The following is a 19,880-nucleotide window of genomic DNA, read 5'->3' on the forward strand; positions in this document are numbered from 1 at the left end:
CCCCTTTGTAGCTACTGTGTTATTTTTTAGCTTTGACGTATTCAATGGCACCATCTGTATGGGAGGCTCTCCGTGAGACATGTGAAAAAAACCTGTGTTTGAGCCGACTGTCCAACCATGGTTGAATGAATTTCTAATCATATTCCTATCCTCCTACTATTAGAGTGCGTTATCTACATATACAACACTAATTTATCATTTCCTGGAACCTATTCAACCCAGGTCTTGGCATAAAAACCCCTTTTTCTGGAATCGATATAAGCCGTATTCTCAATTTGAAATTTAACTCAACTATCCATTTCATCTTAATATCCAAGAAAGCAAATTGATCTGCTTTCATTGAGAAATGAACTGTTTTGGTCTTTCCAGCTTCAACTGCCACTCTCGCAAAGCCGGCTAATTCCTTGTTGGGTCGAATCATACTGGCTAAGTCATCACGTACATAAACCTGTATAACCTCCTCTCCATCTCTGTCGCCGGTATTTGTAATATCGCATGATAGATTTATTACCCCATCCGCTTTTACCTTTTTATCCACCTTCAGGTTTGAATATTCAAAGGTAGTATAGCTCTTACCTTCGCCCAGATAATATAGCGGCTTCTTTGAGCCCTCTACGTATGTACTTAGTATTATTCCTTTACCCTTTGAGTAGCTGCTTCCATTTCTATGCATTGCATAAATCGGTATCTGTCCTGCATTTCTTGCAACTGTCACAGGAAGACGGCCTGCTGGATTATAATCTCCAAACAGAACATCCGCAAGAGCTTCTCCGCCGGTATCACCAGGAAACCAGCTTTCAATGATTGCCGGGTAATTTTCACTGATGAATAAACTGGATAAAGGTCTTGCATCCATATGAACTAATACAGCAGGCGTTCCCGTTTCAAAAATCTCCTTTGCAAGTTCCTCCTGTACGCCAGTCAATCCAATATGGTCGCTGTCTAAACCCTCACCGATAGTACAATTACTGCCCCATCCGTATTTACCTCCAACTTTTCGTAATGACAAATCTCCTGCCATAAAATTCCCTTCCATCCATGGGTATGCAATTTATGATGATTTCGAGGTAGAGAAGATTCTCAAACAATTTATTCATGCTTAATGTAATAGACAAGAACTAGCATAAACTCTTATAGCAAATTCTTCCACTTTATTTTCGACATATTTCAATACAAATCTCGCAATGTGTTGAGGCAGTAATACAGATTCCTAAAAAACGCATTTTGCCCTTGGCGTAGACATTAAATTGACTAATACTTATAGAAAAAAAGATACCCGTTGGAGCCTTGAGCTTAATACTTGCATTTACAATAGCTCCAATGGGTTACCAACCAATTTAATGACTCCTGCAATGATGAAACTGTTTTTGTTTCAATCACACACCTGCAATGATTGCGCCTGGCAATATTAAGCTTTTCAAGTAAATTAATATTTCCTTCACCGAGAGTCAGGTGATTTTGTTTCCCGATAGCATCGTGTATATGAAAATGTTTTAACTTACTTTCATTTTGGATAATATACTTTTCATCAACACTATTGGCAGAATGAGAATGCCCAATATCCCAGGTAAGAGTAAAAATGGAACTATCAAGTAAAATATCAATTGCTTCTTTTTGAAATGCAGTAAAACCCTCTGTATTTTCTATGGAAATATTAATGCCTTCTCCACCAATCACAGTTTTACACATATCTTTGAAATATTGAATATTGTTTAAATATATATCACGATATTTATCAAATAAAAATACTTTTTGATCTGGGAGCGTAAAATAAACACCTCTACTCAAGTGCATGTTTAAAAGTGGAATTCCTAGCTCTTTTGCAACTAATAAAGATTGTTTAACCGTATCCAGGTAAGCCTTGGTCACAGCATTATTGAAATCACTTATATTTAGATTTTCATCAAGATGGATCGTGTAATAGACTTTATATTCCTTAGATATATCTTGAAACATTCCGGAATTTTTCAAAATCACCACTTGATATTGTGGTAAATTCATATTTAATTCAATAAATTTTAGGCCAAGGCTATTACAAAGCCTTGCATTTTCCTCCAAGCCGGCCAGTTCAATTAAAGTGGGCATCCCAAATTCAATGCTCATTACACTCCTCCTTAGTTTTGACAGCTTATCATTAATATAATGGAAATACTCGATTATAACTTTATTCATCTTGTTTTCAACAAACAACTATTACAAAAGGCCAATTCACTTTACTACTCTTGCAGATATTTTTCTGTTTCTAATAATTCTTGCTCATTTGCAAGTTCTCGTTTCAGTTCTTCCTCTGTCGGCATATATAACTTATATTTCGAATCAAATATTTGATTGTTATCTTCTGGCAAGGTATATTTAACAACTGAGTCACTTTTGTCCGCGCAAAGAACGATTCCAATAGGAAGATTATCACCCTCATTCATAAGTTCTCTTGTGTAATAATTTACATACCTTGATGTGTCAACTTACCGATTTTTAAATCAATGATGACAAAGCATTTTAATATATAATTATAAAATACAAGATCAATATAATAATGCTCACCATCAAAGGAAATATGTTGTTGCCTCGACACAAATGAAAATCCACGTCCAAGCTCCAATAAAAATTTTTGCAAATGGTCTATCAAGCCTTGCTCAATCTCTCTTTCATAAAGATTAGGTGTTTGCTCTAATCCTAAAAATTCAAGGACATATGGATCTCGAAATTTGTAACAGTATACCCTTTGCCAAACTCCACAGTCAATTTCTCAGATAAAAATTTCAATAAACCTTTTCCATACTCTGCACGTTCATTTTTACCTTGTGCTTCGTATATCTGTTTACCAATGTCCCAATAAGTTTCTACCATTACAAAATTAACAGTAGAATATACTTTCTGCTGTGCTTTTTTCAGAGTAAGTTTTATATTTTCATAAATCTTACTCTCAGCTAAATATTCCATTAAGATCCCCCAATCCGATAATTTTTCTGTAATACCGTGATTTAATTTCACATTTTACTCACCATATTTTCCCGTTTACTCAAGTTTCTGTCCTTGACTTCTTTTGTTTTCTATTCAACAAATAAATTATAATTGGGATTATTAACATAATCCAAAACAATGCATTATAGTGTAGAATTCTCCATCTTCCAAACCCCTCTGTTAATTCATACTTATTAAAAATATGTATAAACAACCTAAGCCCTGTAATCTGTATTACTTCAAATAAAAAATATGATCTTAAATACATTTTTAAATTAATTTTTCTTGTAAGCAATATAATTCCGATAATAATCAGGAAGAAGTAGTTGGCTAATAAAAATGCATTCGTACAATATTGGGAATATTTTTTAAGATTTTCGGCTTGTACGATCATTTCTTTCCGCTTTTCTACTGTTACTCCATTTGCTTCCTGCATTAATCCTATATAATTATATATAAATTTTAAAGCAAACATATGAAAAGATAACACTAATATGGATAAGGCCGTAACACCACCAAAATACATCTTATTTTTTTTTTTATCATCATTCTTTCAGTTTCCCCCTTCTGCACTCACCGTAAATTGATGGATTCCAAAACAATAAAGCAGGTACACTCAATATTTATACTGAGAACACCTGCTTATTATAAAGTTATAATCTTAAATGTGTTCTCTATTATTTAATACAAGTACATTTTATCATAACTTTAATAGAAAAATATATTGTTCTTACTTTTTAACATGACAAATTTCGACAATTATTTCCGTATACCTAGAACATGTCCGATAACATTATACAATTAAATCAGGAACTTATCCATAACGAATTGAAAGATTTAGTACGTAACAGCGTTGAGGAAACCCTCAACGCCTTGCTGGATCATGAAGCAGATGAACTCGTTAATGCTGAAAAATACGAACGTTCCGGTGATCGCAAAGGATATCGTTCCAGACATTACAGCAGAAACTTTCAAACCACTGCCGGTGAGGTCAAATTAAAGATGCAAAAGTTAAAAGGCGTTCCGTTTGAAACTGCCATTATTGAGCGTTATCGCCGCAGAGAATGCTCTGTGGAAGAAGCCCTCAAAATGTACCTCGCGGGTGTTTCTGTCCGCCGCGTTGAAGACATTACCGAGGCGTTATGGGGAACCAAGGTTTCATCCCCCGGCGCAGATCAACATATCCGGTACAGATATAGATATTCATAAAGCAGGAAGCAGTTGCAAGTCGTATATCCATGTTGAGTTCCTCCTTGAGTTCTGTGTGAAAAGTTTGTTAGCAACTTTTTAAACTTTACATCATTATCTCAATTTTACGAAGAAAGATTCAGCAACTAAATAAAATCTCTAGGGTGTTAAACTTTTTCTTTGCACTTTGTCACACTTTGGGGTTGCAAAAAACACTTGTATATAAATACAATAAATTCCAATAAATTCCATTATTCAAAAAATATTGTTTTAGGTTGTTTTAAATGGTATACTAGATACATAGTCAACATCGTACTGAGCGGAGAGATAGAATGATTAATGTACTTATAGTAGATGACCAAAAGCTTTTGAGAGAAAGCTTTAAACATATTATAGAAAATAATAGTGATATAAAAGTCGTGGGCTGTGTTACAAATGGTAAAGAAGCCTTTAACTTTTGCAATACATTTATCCCAAATGTTATTTTAATGGATTTATCGATGCCTGTATGTAACGGAACTGAAGCTACAAAACTTATTAAATCCAAATATACTAAAGTAAAAATACTTATTTTATCGTCATCCTCCGACGGGTCAGATGTAGTTGATGCAATTAAAAATGGAGCAGATGGATATATAGGCAAGAATATTGGAGCTGAGGAATTAATACTTTCAATCAAGAGTACTGCTGCTGGATTAGCGACCATCGACAGGGAAGTCTTAAATTTTATTTCACTTGAAACAAGTGATAATCAAAACGATAATAAAAAGCAAGATGATAAGCAAAAAAGTACAGTTATTAAAATAAATGATATTGATATTTCATTAACAAAAAAAGAGTTAAGCATTATAAGTATGATTGTGGATGGAAAGGATAACAAGCAGATCGGTACAGCTTTGTTTATGGCAGAAGGAACGGCTAAAAATAAAATCACTGAAATTATAAATAAATTGCAGTTAAAAGATCGAACTCAACTTGCCGTATTCGCACTTAAGAATAACTTGATTTAATGAACAATATCATCTCATAAAGGATGTATGCATTTTATTAGAGACTGTTTCAAAGTTTGTGAAAACTCAAAAAACTGATATAAGATAATCAGTTACCATGGGGAAAAATCATTTTTTCGATATTTCCCCTTTTTTTATTATTATGCAGATTCCGGCCATGTCAAGAAGAGCTGCCTACTGACAGCCTAGAAAGCTTTATAATTAAGATAAACCTTCTTCAAAATAGATCTCCAACGTAAGCGCTTAATAGGTTCTTTCCAACCTAAGTTGATTTTATAATAACATTCATTTAGCAGAAGTTTACTTTTGGTTAATTTAATTTTATTAAGGCTTTCTTCTGCTAGACCATTTAATATAGAAAGCCAGAACAGTTCTTCATTCAGCTCCTCATCAAGAAAACCATCAAGAGCTGAATAGTTTTTCGTATTCTCCTACTTGAAATATTGTAAAATTTCTCGTTTAACTTGGTCAATGGCATCGTTTAGTTCTAATACATATGTATTTATACTAACATAGTCTTGACTCTTTAGCTTAATATCCAAGCTCTTAGCGATTTCATAAACTTCCTGTGCCTTATAACTGCTTGCTATACCTTTAATATCATGTACGACTTTCATCAACTCTGTAAAATTTTCGAAACACAATTGCATATTTGCAGTATGTTTTCCATGTTCTAACTCTTCAACGAATACCAGATAGAGTTCTTTTATTGTATCACAATCTAAACCAACATCTTTTTGAAATGCTTTAATATCTACTATTTTCTGTTCCATTGTTTTAATTACTCCTCGTATTATATAGTCATAGACCTTCTTTACCTTTTCTATAGGTTAGGCTATGCTGTTTTAGATACTGTGGATTAGTTAATTTCTCCTACCACACAGATGGTTTTAAAAAGGTGCGGTATGCTTTATACAATGCCACAAAATTTGTATGTCACTGGGATAATACGTTTTCTACATATCTTGCAAAAAAACGCGCTTTCAAGGTTCAAATATATCTGAAATGCATTTCTGCAGTTCATTCAAAAATTCCATTTTTAGACTTGACTTTTAATAATTAGTCTTTTTATTCATTATATCTATATAGGCGTCTGACTAATTCCATTTCCTTGTCTGTAAGAATGTTATTTGATTGTCTCATTTTGATAACCTCCGTTTTGACTGTTAGTGAGATTATTCCCATTTACACGGATAAAAATTCAGCCTCGCTGCTTAACTACCTTTATAATAATTCTGCTAAAGATGTATTAAATCTCACGAAACAAAATATTGACGGATATCGAAGTCAATTTACTTCTTCACGTCCCAGAACTATTCATAATAATATTATATACGCCAATACGGTCTTTTCTTAAAAAGAAAGGAATATGACCCGTATATATCCTGTTTTCTTACGCATTCTATATGCTTGTGGTCCAGGTATATTACTGATCCAGTTATAAAAGGTGCCTGGAAGCGTCAAATAAAATTGTGTATTTAAAAAGAGCCAACCTTCCGTTATAATGAAAGGTTGACTTTATCGGCACAGTTTCTGAATCAGCGAATCCCCGGGCATGTATTCTTCCAGATATTCAGGATGTTCTAGGAATGAAGTTCCAGGGATGTCACCAAGAATAGACTGAATATATTCATGGGACTCAGACCATTGGCTTTTGCCGTTTCAATTAGAGTGTATATACCAGCACTTGTCTCGGCTCCTTTGGGACTGCCAGAGAACATCCAGTTCTTTCTGCCAATTGTAAAAGGACAAATGCTATTTTCTGCCTGGCTCTGCTCGTTTTTGGATCTTTAATACGGTACCGCCGAACCGAATCAAAACTGCAGTGCCTTCTGTCGGTGCTTAACTATGCTTTGGAAGTTGGCGGAGTCTCAAATGCCTACCGTTTTATCTTTCGCATCCAATAATAAGAAGATTTTATACCAATCCCATTATGTTCGCACCAGCAAGAAACTTTCTGTCCACTTGCTCTGCAGTCGCGAATTCGGGAAAGCCTGAATGGATCATTATCCCATAGGTAAAACAAAAATCTATACACGTACTTATAAGACGCTTACTTTATTTCGATACTCCTATTATACCAGAAAAGTGCCTCCAAGTCCTTATAGACACTAAACTTTTTGACACATTTCAAATACAAAAACCCAGACGGATGCCCGGGACTTTGACTACAGTCTGAGAGTGATACTTTATGTATCGCTCTGATGACATAAATATTTACTTAACCACTTTTGTATAATATTATTAAGTTTAATCATTGTTATAGGTTTACTTATATAGTCATCCATTCCTGCTGCTATGCACTTGGCACGATCACCTTCCATTGCATGAGCGGTCATTGCGATCATAATGGTATTCTGATTTAATTCACCGTTTGTCTTTATTATATAAGCTGCTTCATATCCATCCAGTAAAGGCATCTGACAATCCATTAAAATTATATCGTATTTTTTATTCTTACACATGAAAACTGCTTGTTGTCCATTTTCAGCTAACTCCACTTTGTATCCGAGCTGTTTTAACATGGCAGTGGCAAGCTTCTGATTTGCTACTGTATCTTCTACCAGCAACACATTGTAATATTTATTCTGTGTTATTTGATTCGAAGTTAAATCTGTTATCCCTGTAACCTGTTTGTTCATGTTACTCAAGAATAACGGCATAGGTTCACTAAGATTAACAGGTGATTGAATCACATTTTTTTCTATCTTAGGCCAGTTGTTTGCACTAAACTCATCTTGGATTTTGTATTTTTCAAGATCTAATTCAACATAGAAAGTTGAGCCTTTACCCAATACACTTTCTACACTAATTACTCCACCCATTAGCATGATAAGTCGCTTAGAAATCGCAAGTCCAAGACCAGTTCCACCATATTTTCTAGTTGTCGTAGCATCTGCCTGAGTAAATACATTAAATAGTTTTAATAACAGCTCTTGGCTCATTCCAATTCCTGTATCACTTACCTGAAATTGGAGCTTTATATACTTTTCATTATTTTCTAAAACTACAAGTCTTACGATTATATTACCGACTTCAGTGAATTTCACTGCATTACTAATAAGATTATTTAATACCTGTCTTATTCTCCCTGGATCACCATATAAAATTTCCGGAACTTCGGGTGAAATTAATAGCTCCATTTTTATTTTCTTTTCATTTACTTTTGAAGAAAATAGCTTCACCGATTCTTTTATGAGAGCATGAACATCAAACAAAGCATGCTCTAATTCCAGCTTACCTGCTTCTATCTTCGAGTAATCTAAGATATCATTTACAAGAAAAAGTAAAATATCAGAAGCTGAATTTATTTGCGTTAGATAATCCGATTGTTCTTCGTTCAAGTTAGTCCTCATAAGAAGATCAATAAATCCAATAATGCCATTCAATGGTGTCCTAATTTCATGAGACATATTTGCAAGAAATTGGCTTTTTGCACTGTTCGCTTCCTCTGCAGCTTTCTTAGCATTAAATAAATCTTCTTGTGTTTTTCTTTGCTCAGTAATATCCTGTGCCGTGCATACCAGGTATTCAATATTACCAATTAAATCAAATTTTGGTTTACTTTTAATCTGTAAGAGCCTGTTTATCCCCCTACTATCTTCTATCCAAATTTCATTTATAGCCTCTCTCTTTTGTTGAAACATATCCCAGTATAATTTGCATAATAAATTGGCTGTTTCGGGTGAAAACACCTCATATAGGTCTTTATACTCTAATTCTTCTTTACTCTTACCAAAAAATCGTGCATGAGAATTGTTCACAGCTCCATAAACTGTGGTATTCTTTAAGAACCAAATTTGAACATCGGAGTTATCCAGAATTAGCATGCTGTCATTCAATTTCGACCTTAGAATCCTTTCTTGCTGTAATCTTTCAATATAAGCGATCCATATCTCTCCAAGATTCTGAACCATATTTATAGCTTCCTGCTGCCATATCATTGAACTACATACGCTATCCAGACCTACATAACCTTGTACTACTTTATTCACTGTCATAGGAACTATGAAACATGCCTTAACGCAATGTTTCGTCATCATATCCCTTTCTGAATAGGCTTCATCAGGAATATCTTCAACATTGTTAATTACTACACACTCATTATTTTTAATTTTTCTCATTAACCAGGGATATTGATAAGCTAGCTCTTCTTGTGTAGAATCTCTTCTAGAAGGAATTCCCTCTCTGAGCCATTCATAAGAAAGTTGCATGATAGTCGCATCATCTAAAAACTTATAGATATATACTCTGTCTGTATTTAGAAAAAGGCCTAAAGCAGCAATACTTGATCTAATCTCAGACTCTATCTGCTCTCCTTTCAATTTCAGAAATCTCATGTAAGTCTGCTTGATATATTCTTCTTTTATTGTTTTGTCTATCTGTTTTATGTTGGCATGAATATTTTTCATATATATCTCCATTCAGCCGCCATTCGGCATTTCCATCAGTGTGAGGGTGATTTTGTTTTAACATTTAACTCTATAAATCATATACACCTGTTATAAGAAGCGTAAGTTCCTTGATAAGATCAATCTCATAGGGTTCGTTTACTTTATTTCCGTTTTTATCGTAAATAACCTTAAGTACCGGACGCATAGGAAGATCTTTATTCTGCCTTATCACCAGGCACATCTCATTCGTATTAAGTATAACACCACTCCCTGAAGGGTATGCAGCAATGTGTTCGACAAACTTACTTACGATGTCCTTGTCGAAAAGGTAACCACTCATTGCCGTCAGATACTCCATCACTTCATAAACGTGCATGATCGGCATATCTTTGTTACCTGATACCATATTGTCAAACACATTACAAATGGTTATAAGTTTTGCTACCTCATGGATTTCATTCCCTTTTAACCCTAGAGGATACCCACTGCCGTCTACATGCTCATGATGCATAAGTACTGCAACATTTGCTACAGCACTGAATGAATTATTTGATCCTAATAGATCAAATCCGACTTTGGGATGTAATTTTTCTATATTAATAATTTCTATTGATTCTTTCTGGTCCTTCAATAACTTTATCTTTCCCACATCATGAAGAAGGGCACCAATGGCAACCTCTTTCAATTTCTGCATGTTATATCCCATATGAATCCCTAATATAACTGCAAGTACACAAACATTAACAGAATGAGAAAAAAGGTAGTCATCCTTTGCCCTGATCTCCAATACGTTAAACATTACATCTTTTTGATCAAGAATCTCGTCGATAATAGAATTAACAGATTTTATAATACCATCATTATTAAGCGTACCATCTCGTACATACTTTTCCACCATTTTCTTCACTGCGTGTTTACTCATCTGCCTGGTCTTTTCACTGATGTTATCATCTATCTCGACATCCATTGATATAGCATCATCAATATATATTGAGTGAATTCCTAGATTTATAAGTCTTTCAATATACGCAGGCATCAGCTTCACATCTTTGGATAACAATATTCTTCCCGATTCATCATATATTGGTCTGCCGAGCACCTCGTTCCCTTTCAGGCTATTGACAGATACTAACCTCATATGTCATCCTCCATAAACATTGTAAATGATTCAATGATATAACACATTCTAATGCTTGTTTGTATATTTTTAACACGCCTAATGCTTCAGCCAATATTATAATATGGAAATTAAAATTATTCAAACAAAAAACTCATAACAATAGGAATATCATTATCACACTATACTGGAGCCTATTCTTTTCTATAAATAGATGGCATGATGTATTTAAATCGTGTGTCTTCCATACACAAGGCCTCTGAATGTCCGATGAAAAGATAACCTCCATCCTCTATAATATCATAAAATTTATTTACTAGCTCTCTTTTTGTTTGCTCATCAAAGTAAATCATTACATTTCTGCAAAAGATAACATGAAATCTTCTTTTAAAAGGGAATGCGGTCTCCTTAAGATTAAACTTTCTATATATTACCTCACTTCTTATTTTATCTGTCAGAATATAATTATTAGTGTCATACTTTTTAAAATAGTTTATCTTCCATTGTGAAGGTAATGGAGCTATTCTTTCACTGCTGTAAATTCCTTTTTTTGCAATATTTAAAATCCGTTCTGAAATATCAGTTGCTAAAACCTTAGTATCCCATCCCTGCTTCTTTTCTCCAAAAAACTCATCTATGACCATAGCAAGTGTATAAGCTTCTTCTCCAGATGAACATGCGGCACACCAAATGCGTAAATCTTTTTTATTCACTGTATTAGCAAGATACGGGAGCACTTTATCCCTAAAGTAGTCAAAGTGAATTGCTTCTCGCATAAAAAAAGTATGGTTTGTAGTTATATGATTCAATAAAGTAGTAGCCGCATCGCCTGAGTTATCTGATATTATATATTTAAAATAATCTGAAAAATTATTAAACTGTTTATTATCCAGCACTGTATGTAGTCTACCTAAAACAAGAGTTTTTTTCTCTTTTTTGAGAAATATACCATAGTTTGATTTTATATATTCTGATAATTGATTAAACTCTTTATCCGTAATGGTAACCATATTCTCACCTTTCATTATTATCCCTATTTTAGGCGTTTGCAAAACGCCAAATGCAGCATAATCTGACAAACCTCAGTTTCTGTGTCTTCTTGAAACCCATATTGACCTTGATGAAATGGGTCTTTATTATCCAACTCGCTGTGGTCGTATGATTTACATTTGGATTTATGTGCTTATCCCGAAACGCTTCGTGCAACGGAGACCTGGAACAAAACTTACAAAATAAGAACAACCTTTATCACTATTATAGATGGAGAGCGTTGCTACACTCTCCCCATCTGCAAATTACTATCATATTAATCACTTGTTGTTAATAATTAATATTTTCCAAATTCCTTATCACTTAATATTATTTTCTTGGAACTACTTGTTGATTCTTCACTCTTCTTTTTTACTGGTTCTGGTTTTTTCTTATTAAATAAGCTTTCAAGCATTGGTCGAACTTCTTGATCTGTATTCTCATGTCTACTGTAGCCATTGTACTGATACGACTCTCTAAGTTTAAATTTTGAAACCTGTTGTTTTAATAGCTCTGCCTGTCCAGCAAGTTCTTCACTGGCTGCTGCACTTTCCTCCGAGGTAACAGAGTTGGTCTGCACTACTTCAGATACCTGTATAATCCCTTGATTTGCTTGTGCAATGCCCATAGCCTGTTCATTGGAAGCAGTCGCAATATCTCCGACAAGATTCGCTACCTTCGCTACCCCTTCCACAATCTTATTAAGTGCTTCGGCAGTTTGGTTAGCAATTTTAGTTCCATCCTCAACCTTCCTGATGGAGCCTTCAATCATTGCAGTAGTTTCTTTCGCTGCATTTGCTGATCTAGCAGCAAGATTTCTTACTTCTTCTGCAACAACTGCAAAACCTTTTCCATGTTGTCCCGCCCTTGCAGCTTCTACCGCTGCATTAAGTGCAAGGATATTGGTCTGGAATGCTATTTCATCTATTACCTTTATAATTTTCGATATATTCCCTGAGGAATCATTAATTTCATCCATTGCCTTAAGCATCTGTTTCATCTGCTCATTCCCTTGAACCGCATTTGTCTTTGCTGCTTCAGCCAATTCATTTGCTTGATTTGCACTCTGAGCGTTTTGCCCTGTCTGTGACGATATTTCTTCAAGAGAAGCCGTTAATTCTTCGATAGCACATGCCTGTTCTGTTGCTCCCTGTGACAATAATACACTGGAGTCTGACAACTGTTTTGATCCGGACACAACCTGTTCAGATGTTGAGTTGATATTGGACATTACTTCATTTAAATTATTAGCCATTTTTCCAAATGCAGCTGCGAGTATTCCCATTTCATCTTTTGTATCAATCTTTACCTCTACATCCAAATCCCCATCCGATATTTTTTCTGCAACAGTTACTAGTTTTTTTATTGGATTACTAATAATACGGGAGAGAAAGAAACCAAGAAAAACGGCTATAACCATCGCGATGACTACTATAATTATCATCGTTATTATGTTTTTATCCCCCTCGACAGTGTATTGACTTGATAGCGATTTACCATTTTTGTTTTTATTTGCAAACAGGTTATCGATCGTGCTGTTTATCTCGTCTGATAAAGCTTGTCCTTCACTATGTAAAACTTCAAGACCTTGATCTTCTTGATTTGAAAGCGCTAGAGCAATTACTTTTTCCTGTACCGGAGCATATTTCTCTATCGCAGTCTTCAGATTTGATAATTCTTTTGCTGTTTCTTCCGATTGTACTGATTGTTCAAAACAAGCCAATGAATCTTGTACCTGCTTATCATATTCGTTGATCTTATCTACAATATTGTTTTTATCTTGTATATCTTTCACTAATAATAATTCTCTTAAGTTTACTCGATTACGTTGATAAGAAATTGAAACATCAGCTATATCACCTAATGCGATACCATAATTAGTATATAAATCTGTATATAGATTATCATTTTTATTAAGATTATATACTCCAATACCTCCTACGACACCTGCAATCAATGCAACGAATAAGAATCCCATGATCAGCTTTGCGCCGATTTTCATATTGTAAAACCACTTCATATATTATTCCTCCTTGTTTTATATGGTAGCGAGATACTCTACGTCTTGTTCATTCAGCAATTTGTCACAATTTAGAAGCATTTTAACTTCATTACCTACTTTACCTATTCCTTGTATGTACTTATTGGATACTCCACTTATATCCGGAGGTGATACAATATCATGATCAGGTATGGTTAATACCTCTGCTACACTATCCACAATTAATCCAATCGATACATCATCAATGATTATGACAATAATGCAGGTCCTATCATTATATTCTATCGATTGTTTCTTAAATCGTATTCTAACATCCATTACCGGGATAATCTTCCCTCGTAGATTAATAATTCCCCGGACATATTCCGGGTGCTCCGGCATCTCCGTTATGGGTTGTATGCCAATAATCTCGGACACATACTGTATTTCTATACCATAGCATTCACTACCTAACGTAAAAGTAAGAAACCTTCCCTTTTGAGTATCCTCTTCCTGGTCAATCAATTCTTGTATTATTGATTCTGTCATATCGCAACTCCTTTCTACTACAATATATTTATGGTTAATATTCCTTACAGCCAGTAAGGTATTATCCATCTTGTTGCTAGTTTGTTTTATTTAGTAAAAATAATCCTAACTTCTTATCAGCATCCATAATATGTTTTGACAACCATTCAACTAGATATGCAAGTAAATCAGCATAAAACTCGTATGATTTTTCAATTTCAAAGACATTCAGTTGTGACATCTTGTATCTTAATTGCTGATGTTGCAATATATGTTCTTTCATGGTTGGATAACAACTCTTTTTCATAAGTTCTTCTTCATATTCAAGGTGTTCTATAATATACCGGTCCAATTCAATAACCACCTCGTAGACATTTGAAAATTTATCATCATAATTATTTAATAATGCAGCAACTATGTATATTAGTTCTATTAGTTTTTTATGCTGCTCATCTATAACATAATCTTGTACACTAAAATTCTCGCTCCAGGTAAACATCTTACCCCCTAGTAAATATTATTCTTAGGCGTTTGCGAAACGCCACATACCTTGATTTTACTGGCTTTTTTACTCTTAAAAATAGAATAACCCCTCAGCTTTCATTGGCAGATGTTTTTTCAGATTGCCAAGATATTTATGAATCTGACAAACCCGAGTTCTTATCTCTACTTCGTCAGGGATGAAACTGGTAAATATACTTTAATTAATATTACCTTTTAAAAGCCCTTCAATATCTAAAATTAAACTGATATTACCATCCCCTAATATTGTACATCCGCTTAGCCCTACTATTTTTTTTCTTTGTTTAATGTAGCTAGGCAGTGCTTTTACTACTACTTGTTGCTGTCCTAATAATTGATCCACAAAGATACAAAGTTTTTTTTCTTCATGCTCTAACATAATAACAATTCCTTCATCTAATCGGATTACATCTGTTTTTATTCTATAAAACTCATGTATTCTTAGGATAGGATGACACTGACCTCTAACCATTATCATTTCATTCCCATCTGGATCACAAATAATATCTGCGAGATTTGCTCTAAAAGACTCTTTAATTGATGTTGTCGGAATGGTATAACGAGATTTTCCAACGCATACATTCATTCCATCAACAATAGCCAATGTTAGCGGAATTTTAAAAGTAACTGTTGTACCCAGATCTTCTGTGCTGTTTATCGACACAGTGCCTCCGATGGTCTCAATATTTCTTACAACTACATCCATACCAACGCCACGACCAGAGAATTCAGTAATATTCTCACATGTAGAGAAGCCTGGCAGTAAAATCAAATTATATATTTCGCTAATAGACATTTCCTCTTCGGGCTTATAAAGCAAACCTTTTTTCTTCGCTTTATCAATTATTTTTCTTTTATTTAGTCCCCTCCCATCATCTTTGACAGTAATAAGTACATCACTACCTGCATGCCTGGCTTCTAAAATAATCCTACCTTCTTGGGGTTTTCCTTTTAACAATCTATCTTCCTTTGATTCAATACCATGATCAATTGCATTTCGGATCAAATGCATCAATGGGTCCGAAATATGATCAATTATATTTTTATCCACTTCTGTTTCTTCACCGATCATTTCAAATTTTACTTCTTTATCCAACTTTTTGCACATATCCCTTACGATTCGATGCATCTTATAGAATATCGTAGAAAGAGGTACCATTCGTATCGACATTACAACATCTTGCAGTTCATCAGTAATTTTATGGAGTTGTCTTACTGACTTATCAAAATTATTTAACTCCAATCCTTTAAGATCCGGGTTTTGAGTAACCATTGCTTCGGCAATAACTAATTCACCAATTAAATCCATTAACCGATCAGTTTTTGATAGATTGACACTAATCATTCCTTGATTTTTAGTAGAATGTAAATGATTCTGTACACTCAACTCTTTATTGGTTATAAGCTCCTGTTTTAGTAAGTTAGTCTGGCATTGTGAAGAGTTGTCATTTTGAGCTTCAATCATATTCACAATGTCATTTTGAGCAGATAATTCCAGATTTTTCACGGAAACCGTATTCTCAAGTAATTCCCGAATAGATTCAATACTTGTTAATGTTTTAAAAGATATTTTAAATCCCTCTTTTTTGATTTGCTCTATTGTAGTATCATCATCAATTATATTTTCAGGATAATAACTTAAATCAGAGGTAATATCGGAAAGCATATGAATAATAGAAAAAGCTCGTATGTTTTCCATCTCACAACCATCCTCGAAAAAAATAACAACTTCATATTTTCGTTTATCAGATAAGTCTGTTTCTTTTACTGAATTTATGAAGGGTTTATGCATAGCAGGTTGTGAAATACTATTGTCTTTTTTTGAAATGTAGCAGTCTCCATTTAATTCTTTAAGATTGATTAGAAATTGCTTTATACCATCAATTATTTCTTTGGCATCTCCATCTGCTGGACAGCTTTTTTCAATCTTTGACAATTCATTTTTAATGAAATCTACAGACTCAAGAACAATATCACTTAAGGCTTGGTAGTCAACCTGTTCAGGCTCATTTTCTCGGAGATAATAGAACAAATCTTCAACAACATGTGAAAGCTCTGAGATATTGTTAAATAGCATCATAGCTGAAGAGCCCTTTATGGTATGCATAATTCTAAAACTTTCATCAATTGATAGTAAAAATTGATTACTTTTTTCTCCATGAAGAATTAATTCTTCCATTTGTTCAATTAAATGATTTGTCTCAAAAGTATACATATCTAGCATTGGCTCATTTATAATTGTATCCGCCATCTTATACCTCTCCTGCCTTATTTTGCTTAATAAAATGCTATACTTTTATTGTTTTGCTGTTACCAATTTTAGTGATTTTTCTATAAACGATTCATTAAAAGGTTTTAATATAAATGCGACCGCACCAGCTCTTATGGCCTCTCCTACTTTATCCTTATGTCCTAAAGATGTGATCATAATTATTCTGGCATTATTGTCTAGACTTTTTATCATCTTAAGAGCATCAATACCATTTAACTCCTGCATTGTAATATCCATTGTGACAATATCGGGCTTTAATTGCCTGTATAGCTTTACAGCAGCTAGTCCATTTTCAGCCTCTCCTATAACTTCGAAGCCACTTTTTTCAATAATTCTTCTTAAAGACAATCTCATAAATGCAGCATCATCAACAATTAATACTTTTTTCAAATTCTCACTCTCCTGTGCTTTTTGTTATAATCTGATTATAGTTAATAACTTCACATAGTTGTAGTGTCACAAGTCACAATCGTCAATGCAAAAAGCATTATATAAATCTTAAAAATGCAAATGGCATGGGAAGAAGCTACATTATTTAACCATAAACATCCTTAGGGCAATAAAAGGCCATCCTGCGTAAACTTGATTTTTCAAGGGAGCAATTTGAAAAAAGACTTGAAGATTTTAGTGAAGGCCAAAAGAAAAAAGTTCTAATTGCAAAAAGCCTTTGCGAACAAGCGCATCTGTATATCTGGGATGAGCCATCAAATTATATCGATGTCCTGTCTCGAATGCAGATTGAAACCTTACTGCTTGAATATCAACCAACATACCCATTCAGCTCCCCCTATAACTCCAAGTTTACCGGCTTAAACTAATACCGACTTGCTTTCAAAGAAGAAAAAGGCATACGGGCAGTACCATTCAGCGAAAAAAGAAATGCAAGATATTTTGACTGCCAAGGCAAATATCGACCGCCTTTTAGGACTGGAACAGGAACAAAAGGCAAAAGAAAAATCACAGGAACAGCGGTAAGCTGCTCTGTGATTTTATCAGCTCCCAAAGGGAGCGTAGCACGATGATTTATCATCGTTTCAGTGGAGATTGGGGATACTCCCCAACAAGCAAAAGCATACGGTGGTCACCCGTATGCCCTGCTTGCCACTTTTGTTTGCAAACATATCACTGATTTCCGTCGTTGGATTTCCAGGTGTTTCTATATGAATCAATCGTGTATTGGGACGAATTGCAGCACGTATCGCCTCTGTATCAGTTGAATCTACAAAGGTTACCTCTATATTATACTTTTCCGGCAAAAACTTACGAAACAACAAATTTGTTGCACTGTAGCAGACTTCGGAGACAACTGCGTGATCACCAGTGTTCAAAAACGGTACAAATACACCAGTAAGCGCCGCAACACCACTTGCAAATATTGCGCAGTCTTCTGCATCAGTTAGAGCACAGAGTTTGTCTTGTAAAACCATTTGGTTAACATTGCGATTTCGAGCATAAATATTGCTTTCTACCACGGTATAATCAATCTGTAAAACAAATGGTTTTGATTATATCAATCACTTTTTTTGATTGATATAGTCACCAAAATATTGTATTATGAAACCATTGAATACATTGGGAGGCTGTCATGGAAATTCGGAATCTAAATACCTTTTTGAAAGTAGCTGCTCTGCAAAACTTTACACAGGCAAGTCGGGAGCTAGGTTAATTTGACTTTTTGATGTAAGTATGATATTTTTAATTTATATTATTATTTTGCCGTCGGGTAAACGTCTTGACACCATTCCATTAGGCCTTAGAAGGAATGGGTGTTAAGGCGTTTTTTTATTGGAGGTATATTCTAAACAGCTCGGTGTATCAAGTAAGGAGGAAAAGAATCATGTTTAGAGAAATGCGTAGGACTGATAGAAAGTACTTCAAAAGTATAGTCCAGAGTACTTGGAAAATGGAGAAAAATATATTTCTGCTTCAATGAAAAATGTAACGGTCTATGAATTTGAGATTTTATCTATGACCGGCAAGGCAAGAAAAAATAGTTAGATCAATTTGTATATAATAAAAAATTGCAAAAATAGAGAATTGTTTGAGGAGGCTAAACTATGCAAGGATTTGATTATAAAGATATTTATATTGAGGACGGTAAAAGAGTATTAGAAATAAATATTCTTCCTGAAAAGTACTGTAACTTTGATTGCATTTTCTGTCCGATTGGAAGATCAAAAAACAAGATTGATACTCAAATTGCTTTTGGTAATGTGACAGATTCGTTAACTGAGTTAGAAAAAATTATTGAGCAAACAAATGCAGATCTGATTTTTATTAACTCAAAAGGAGAAGCTCTTATACATGACCAAATCTGCAACATTATCGGTTTCATAAAAAATAAGGGGCTGCCTGTCCGATTGCTATCTAATGGTTATTTACTCAATAAAAAAGACTATATAGAAATTGCAAATATGTGTGATGAGGTTATTGGTGAACTAAAAGTGATTACCGAAGAAGCTTTTCAAAAAGTTCAGAGGCCAATACAAGGCTATACATTATCCGAATATATATCCAATATGGTAAACTTTCATAATCAGTACAATGGGAAGTTTATCTTTGAAGTCACAATTATAAGAGGATATAACGATGATGAAGTATCTGTTCAAAAGCTAAAAGATATTATTCAGGATATTTCTCCCGACAAATTGATAGTCGTTAGGCTTGAGGAAGAAAAGTTTCAAAAAAAACTTGGAATAACTGATGAGCGCTTTACAGAGATTACAAATATGCTTCAAAGTGTTGCCCAATAGAATTCGGCACATAGATAAGAATTGTCAAATTAACATCGGTATAGAACCAATATTATTACTTTTTAAATAACAAAATCAACCCGCCGGGGTTTCTATTGTGTAGTAGGGGCTGTAAAAAAACTCCC

Annotated in this window: 15 protein-coding genes and 4 pseudogenes; 4 read left to right on the forward strand and 15 right to left on the reverse strand. The window is 34.2% G+C overall.

Features of this window, described 5'->3' with window-relative positions:
• Positions 1–187 precede the first annotated feature (187 nt).
• The 3 genes and pseudogenes from DS742_RS02430 to DS742_RS02440 all read right to left on the reverse strand — a co-directional run bounded on the left by DS742_RS02430 (position 188) and on the right by DS742_RS02440 (position 2,940).
• A complete protein-coding gene (locus DS742_RS02430; protein ID WP_242996365.1) occupies positions 188–1,021 on the reverse strand; it encodes a glycoside hydrolase family 3 C-terminal domain-containing protein in 834 nt (277 codons plus the stop codon).
• A 272-nt stretch (positions 1,022–1,293) separates the two neighbouring features.
• Positions 1,294–2,103: a sugar phosphate isomerase/epimerase family protein gene (locus tag DS742_RS02435; protein ID WP_242996366.1), complete on the reverse strand. Its 810-nt coding sequence runs from the start codon at positions 2,101–2,103 to the stop codon at positions 1,294–1,296.
• Positions 2,104–2,216: 113 nt separating this feature from the next.
• A pseudogene (locus DS742_RS02440) lies at positions 2,217–2,940 on the reverse strand (PDDEXK nuclease domain-containing protein).
• An 801-nt stretch (positions 2,941–3,741) separates the two neighbouring features.
• Between DS742_RS02440 and DS742_RS02450 the strand changes: the two are divergent.
• Positions 3,742–4,131 (forward strand): annotated as a pseudogene (locus DS742_RS02450) (transposase); the annotation flags it as partial.
• Between the two features lie 350 nt (positions 4,132–4,481).
• Complete coding sequence (locus tag DS742_RS02455; protein ID WP_117415452.1) at positions 4,482–5,159, forward strand: response regulator transcription factor; 678 nt, start codon at positions 4,482–4,484, stop codon at positions 5,157–5,159.
• Between the two features lie 431 nt (positions 5,160–5,590).
• Here the strand turns inward: DS742_RS02455 and DS742_RS02460 are convergent, their stop codons facing one another.
• The 11 genes and pseudogenes from DS742_RS02460 to DS742_RS02510 form a co-directional block, all read right to left on the reverse strand.
• On the reverse strand, positions 5,591–5,932 hold the full coding sequence (locus tag DS742_RS02460; RefSeq protein ID WP_117415453.1) for an Hpt domain-containing protein: 342 nt from the start codon (positions 5,930–5,932) through the stop codon (positions 5,591–5,593).
• Positions 5,933–6,677: 745 nt separating this feature from the next.
• Positions 6,678–6,925: pseudogene (locus DS742_RS02470) on the reverse strand (transposase domain-containing protein); the annotation flags it as partial.
• A 113-nt stretch (positions 6,926–7,038) separates the two neighbouring features.
• Positions 7,039–7,197 carry an IS66 family insertion sequence element accessory protein TnpA gene (gene tnpA, locus DS742_RS30115; protein WP_437126096.1) on the reverse strand — a complete coding sequence of 53 codons (159 nt, stop codon included), beginning with the start codon at positions 7,195–7,197 and terminating at the stop codon, positions 7,039–7,041.
• Positions 7,198–7,348: 151 nt separating this feature from the next.
• Entirely contained in the window at positions 7,349–9,571 is a 2,223-nt protein-coding gene (locus DS742_RS02475) for an ATP-binding protein (protein ID WP_170313341.1), read from the reverse strand.
• Between the two features lie 70 nt (positions 9,572–9,641).
• A complete protein-coding gene (locus DS742_RS02480) occupies positions 9,642–10,691 on the reverse strand; it encodes an HD-GYP domain-containing protein (protein WP_117415455.1) in 1,050 nt (349 codons plus the stop codon).
• 173 nt (positions 10,692–10,864) lie between these two features.
• Positions 10,865–11,749 carry a CheR family methyltransferase gene (locus DS742_RS02485; RefSeq protein ID WP_367575491.1) on the reverse strand — a complete coding sequence of 295 codons (885 nt, stop codon included), beginning with the start codon at positions 11,747–11,749 and terminating at the stop codon, positions 10,865–10,867.
• Between the two features lie 248 nt (positions 11,750–11,997).
• Complete coding sequence (locus DS742_RS02490) at positions 11,998–13,719, reverse strand: methyl-accepting chemotaxis protein (protein ID WP_117415456.1); 1,722 nt, start codon at positions 13,717–13,719, stop codon at positions 11,998–12,000.
• 18 nt (positions 13,720–13,737) lie between these two features.
• Positions 13,738–14,229 carry a chemotaxis protein CheW gene (locus DS742_RS02495; protein WP_117415457.1) on the reverse strand — a complete coding sequence of 164 codons (492 nt, stop codon included), beginning with the start codon at positions 14,227–14,229 and terminating at the stop codon, positions 13,738–13,740.
• Between the two features lie 76 nt (positions 14,230–14,305).
• The gene (locus tag DS742_RS02500; protein WP_117415458.1) at positions 14,306–14,707 is read right to left on the reverse strand and encodes a bacteriohemerythrin; all 402 of its coding nucleotides are present in this window, start codon (positions 14,705–14,707) and stop codon (positions 14,306–14,308) included.
• Between the two features lie 201 nt (positions 14,708–14,908).
• Positions 14,909–16,981, reverse strand: coding sequence for a chemotaxis protein CheA (locus DS742_RS02505; protein ID WP_117415459.1), 2,073 nt, complete (start codon positions 16,979–16,981; stop codon positions 14,909–14,911).
• Positions 16,982–17,026: 45 nt separating this feature from the next.
• The gene (locus DS742_RS02510; protein ID WP_117415460.1) at positions 17,027–17,392 is read right to left on the reverse strand and encodes a response regulator; all 366 of its coding nucleotides are present in this window, start codon (positions 17,390–17,392) and stop codon (positions 17,027–17,029) included.
• Positions 17,393–17,565: 173 nt separating this feature from the next.
• Between DS742_RS02510 and DS742_RS02515 the strand changes: the two are divergent.
• A pseudogene (locus DS742_RS02515) lies at positions 17,566–17,820 on the forward strand (ATP-binding cassette domain-containing protein); the annotation flags it as partial.
• A gap of 216 nt (positions 17,821–18,036) precedes the next feature.
• Here DS742_RS02515 and DS742_RS02525 read toward each other — a convergent pair.
• On the reverse strand, positions 18,037–18,474 hold the full coding sequence (locus DS742_RS02525; RefSeq protein ID WP_242996367.1) for a PLP-dependent transferase: 438 nt from the start codon (positions 18,472–18,474) through the stop codon (positions 18,037–18,039).
• A gap of 585 nt (positions 18,475–19,059) precedes the next feature.
• Between DS742_RS02525 and DS742_RS02535 the strand changes: the two genes are divergently transcribed.
• Positions 19,060–19,755, forward strand: a complete 696-nt coding sequence (locus DS742_RS02535; protein ID WP_117415463.1) for a radical SAM protein — start codon at positions 19,060–19,062, stop codon at positions 19,753–19,755.
• Positions 19,756–19,880: the final 125 nt, after the last annotated feature.

It is taken from the genome of Lacrimispora amygdalina (genome assembly GCF_003432035.1).
Classification (GTDB): domain Bacteria; phylum Bacillota; class Clostridia; order Lachnospirales; family Lachnospiraceae; genus Lacrimispora; species Lacrimispora amygdalina.

Coding starts and splice junctions, on each gene's coding strand:
- DS742_RS02435 (WP_242996366.1), bottom strand. CDS start 2,103: ATGAGCATTGAATTTGGGATGCCCACTTTAATTGAACTGGCCGGCTTG.
- DS742_RS02480 (WP_117415455.1), bottom strand. CDS start 10,691: ATGAGGTTAGTATCTGTCAATAGCCTGAAAGGGAACGAGGTGCTCGGC.
- DS742_RS02490 (WP_117415456.1), bottom strand. CDS start 13,719: ATGAAGTGGTTTTACAATATGAAAATCGGCGCAAAGCTGATCATGGGA.
- DS742_RS02460 (WP_117415453.1), bottom strand. CDS start 5,932: ATGGAACAGAAAATAGTAGATATTAAAGCATTTCAAAAAGATGTTGGT.
- DS742_RS02500 (WP_117415458.1), bottom strand. CDS start 14,707: ATGTTTACCTGGAGCGAGAATTTTAGTGTACAAGATTATGTTATAGAT.
- DS742_RS02455 (WP_117415452.1), top strand. CDS start 4,482: ATGATTAATGTACTTATAGTAGATGACCAAAAGCTTTTGAGAGAAAGC.
- DS742_RS02505 (WP_117415459.1), bottom strand. CDS start 16,981: ATGGCGGATACAATTATAAATGAGCCAATGCTAGATATGTATACTTTT.
- DS742_RS02535 (WP_117415463.1), top strand. CDS start 19,060: ATGCAAGGATTTGATTATAAAGATATTTATATTGAGGACGGTAAAAGA.
- DS742_RS02495 (WP_117415457.1), bottom strand. CDS start 14,229: ATGACAGAATCAATAATACAAGAATTGATTGACCAGGAAGAGGATACT.
- DS742_RS02475 (WP_170313341.1), bottom strand. CDS start 9,571: ATGAAAAATATTCATGCCAACATAAAACAGATAGACAAAACAATAAAA.
- DS742_RS02430 (WP_242996365.1), bottom strand. CDS start 1,021: ATGGCAGGAGATTTGTCATTACGAAAAGTTGGAGGTAAATACGGATGG.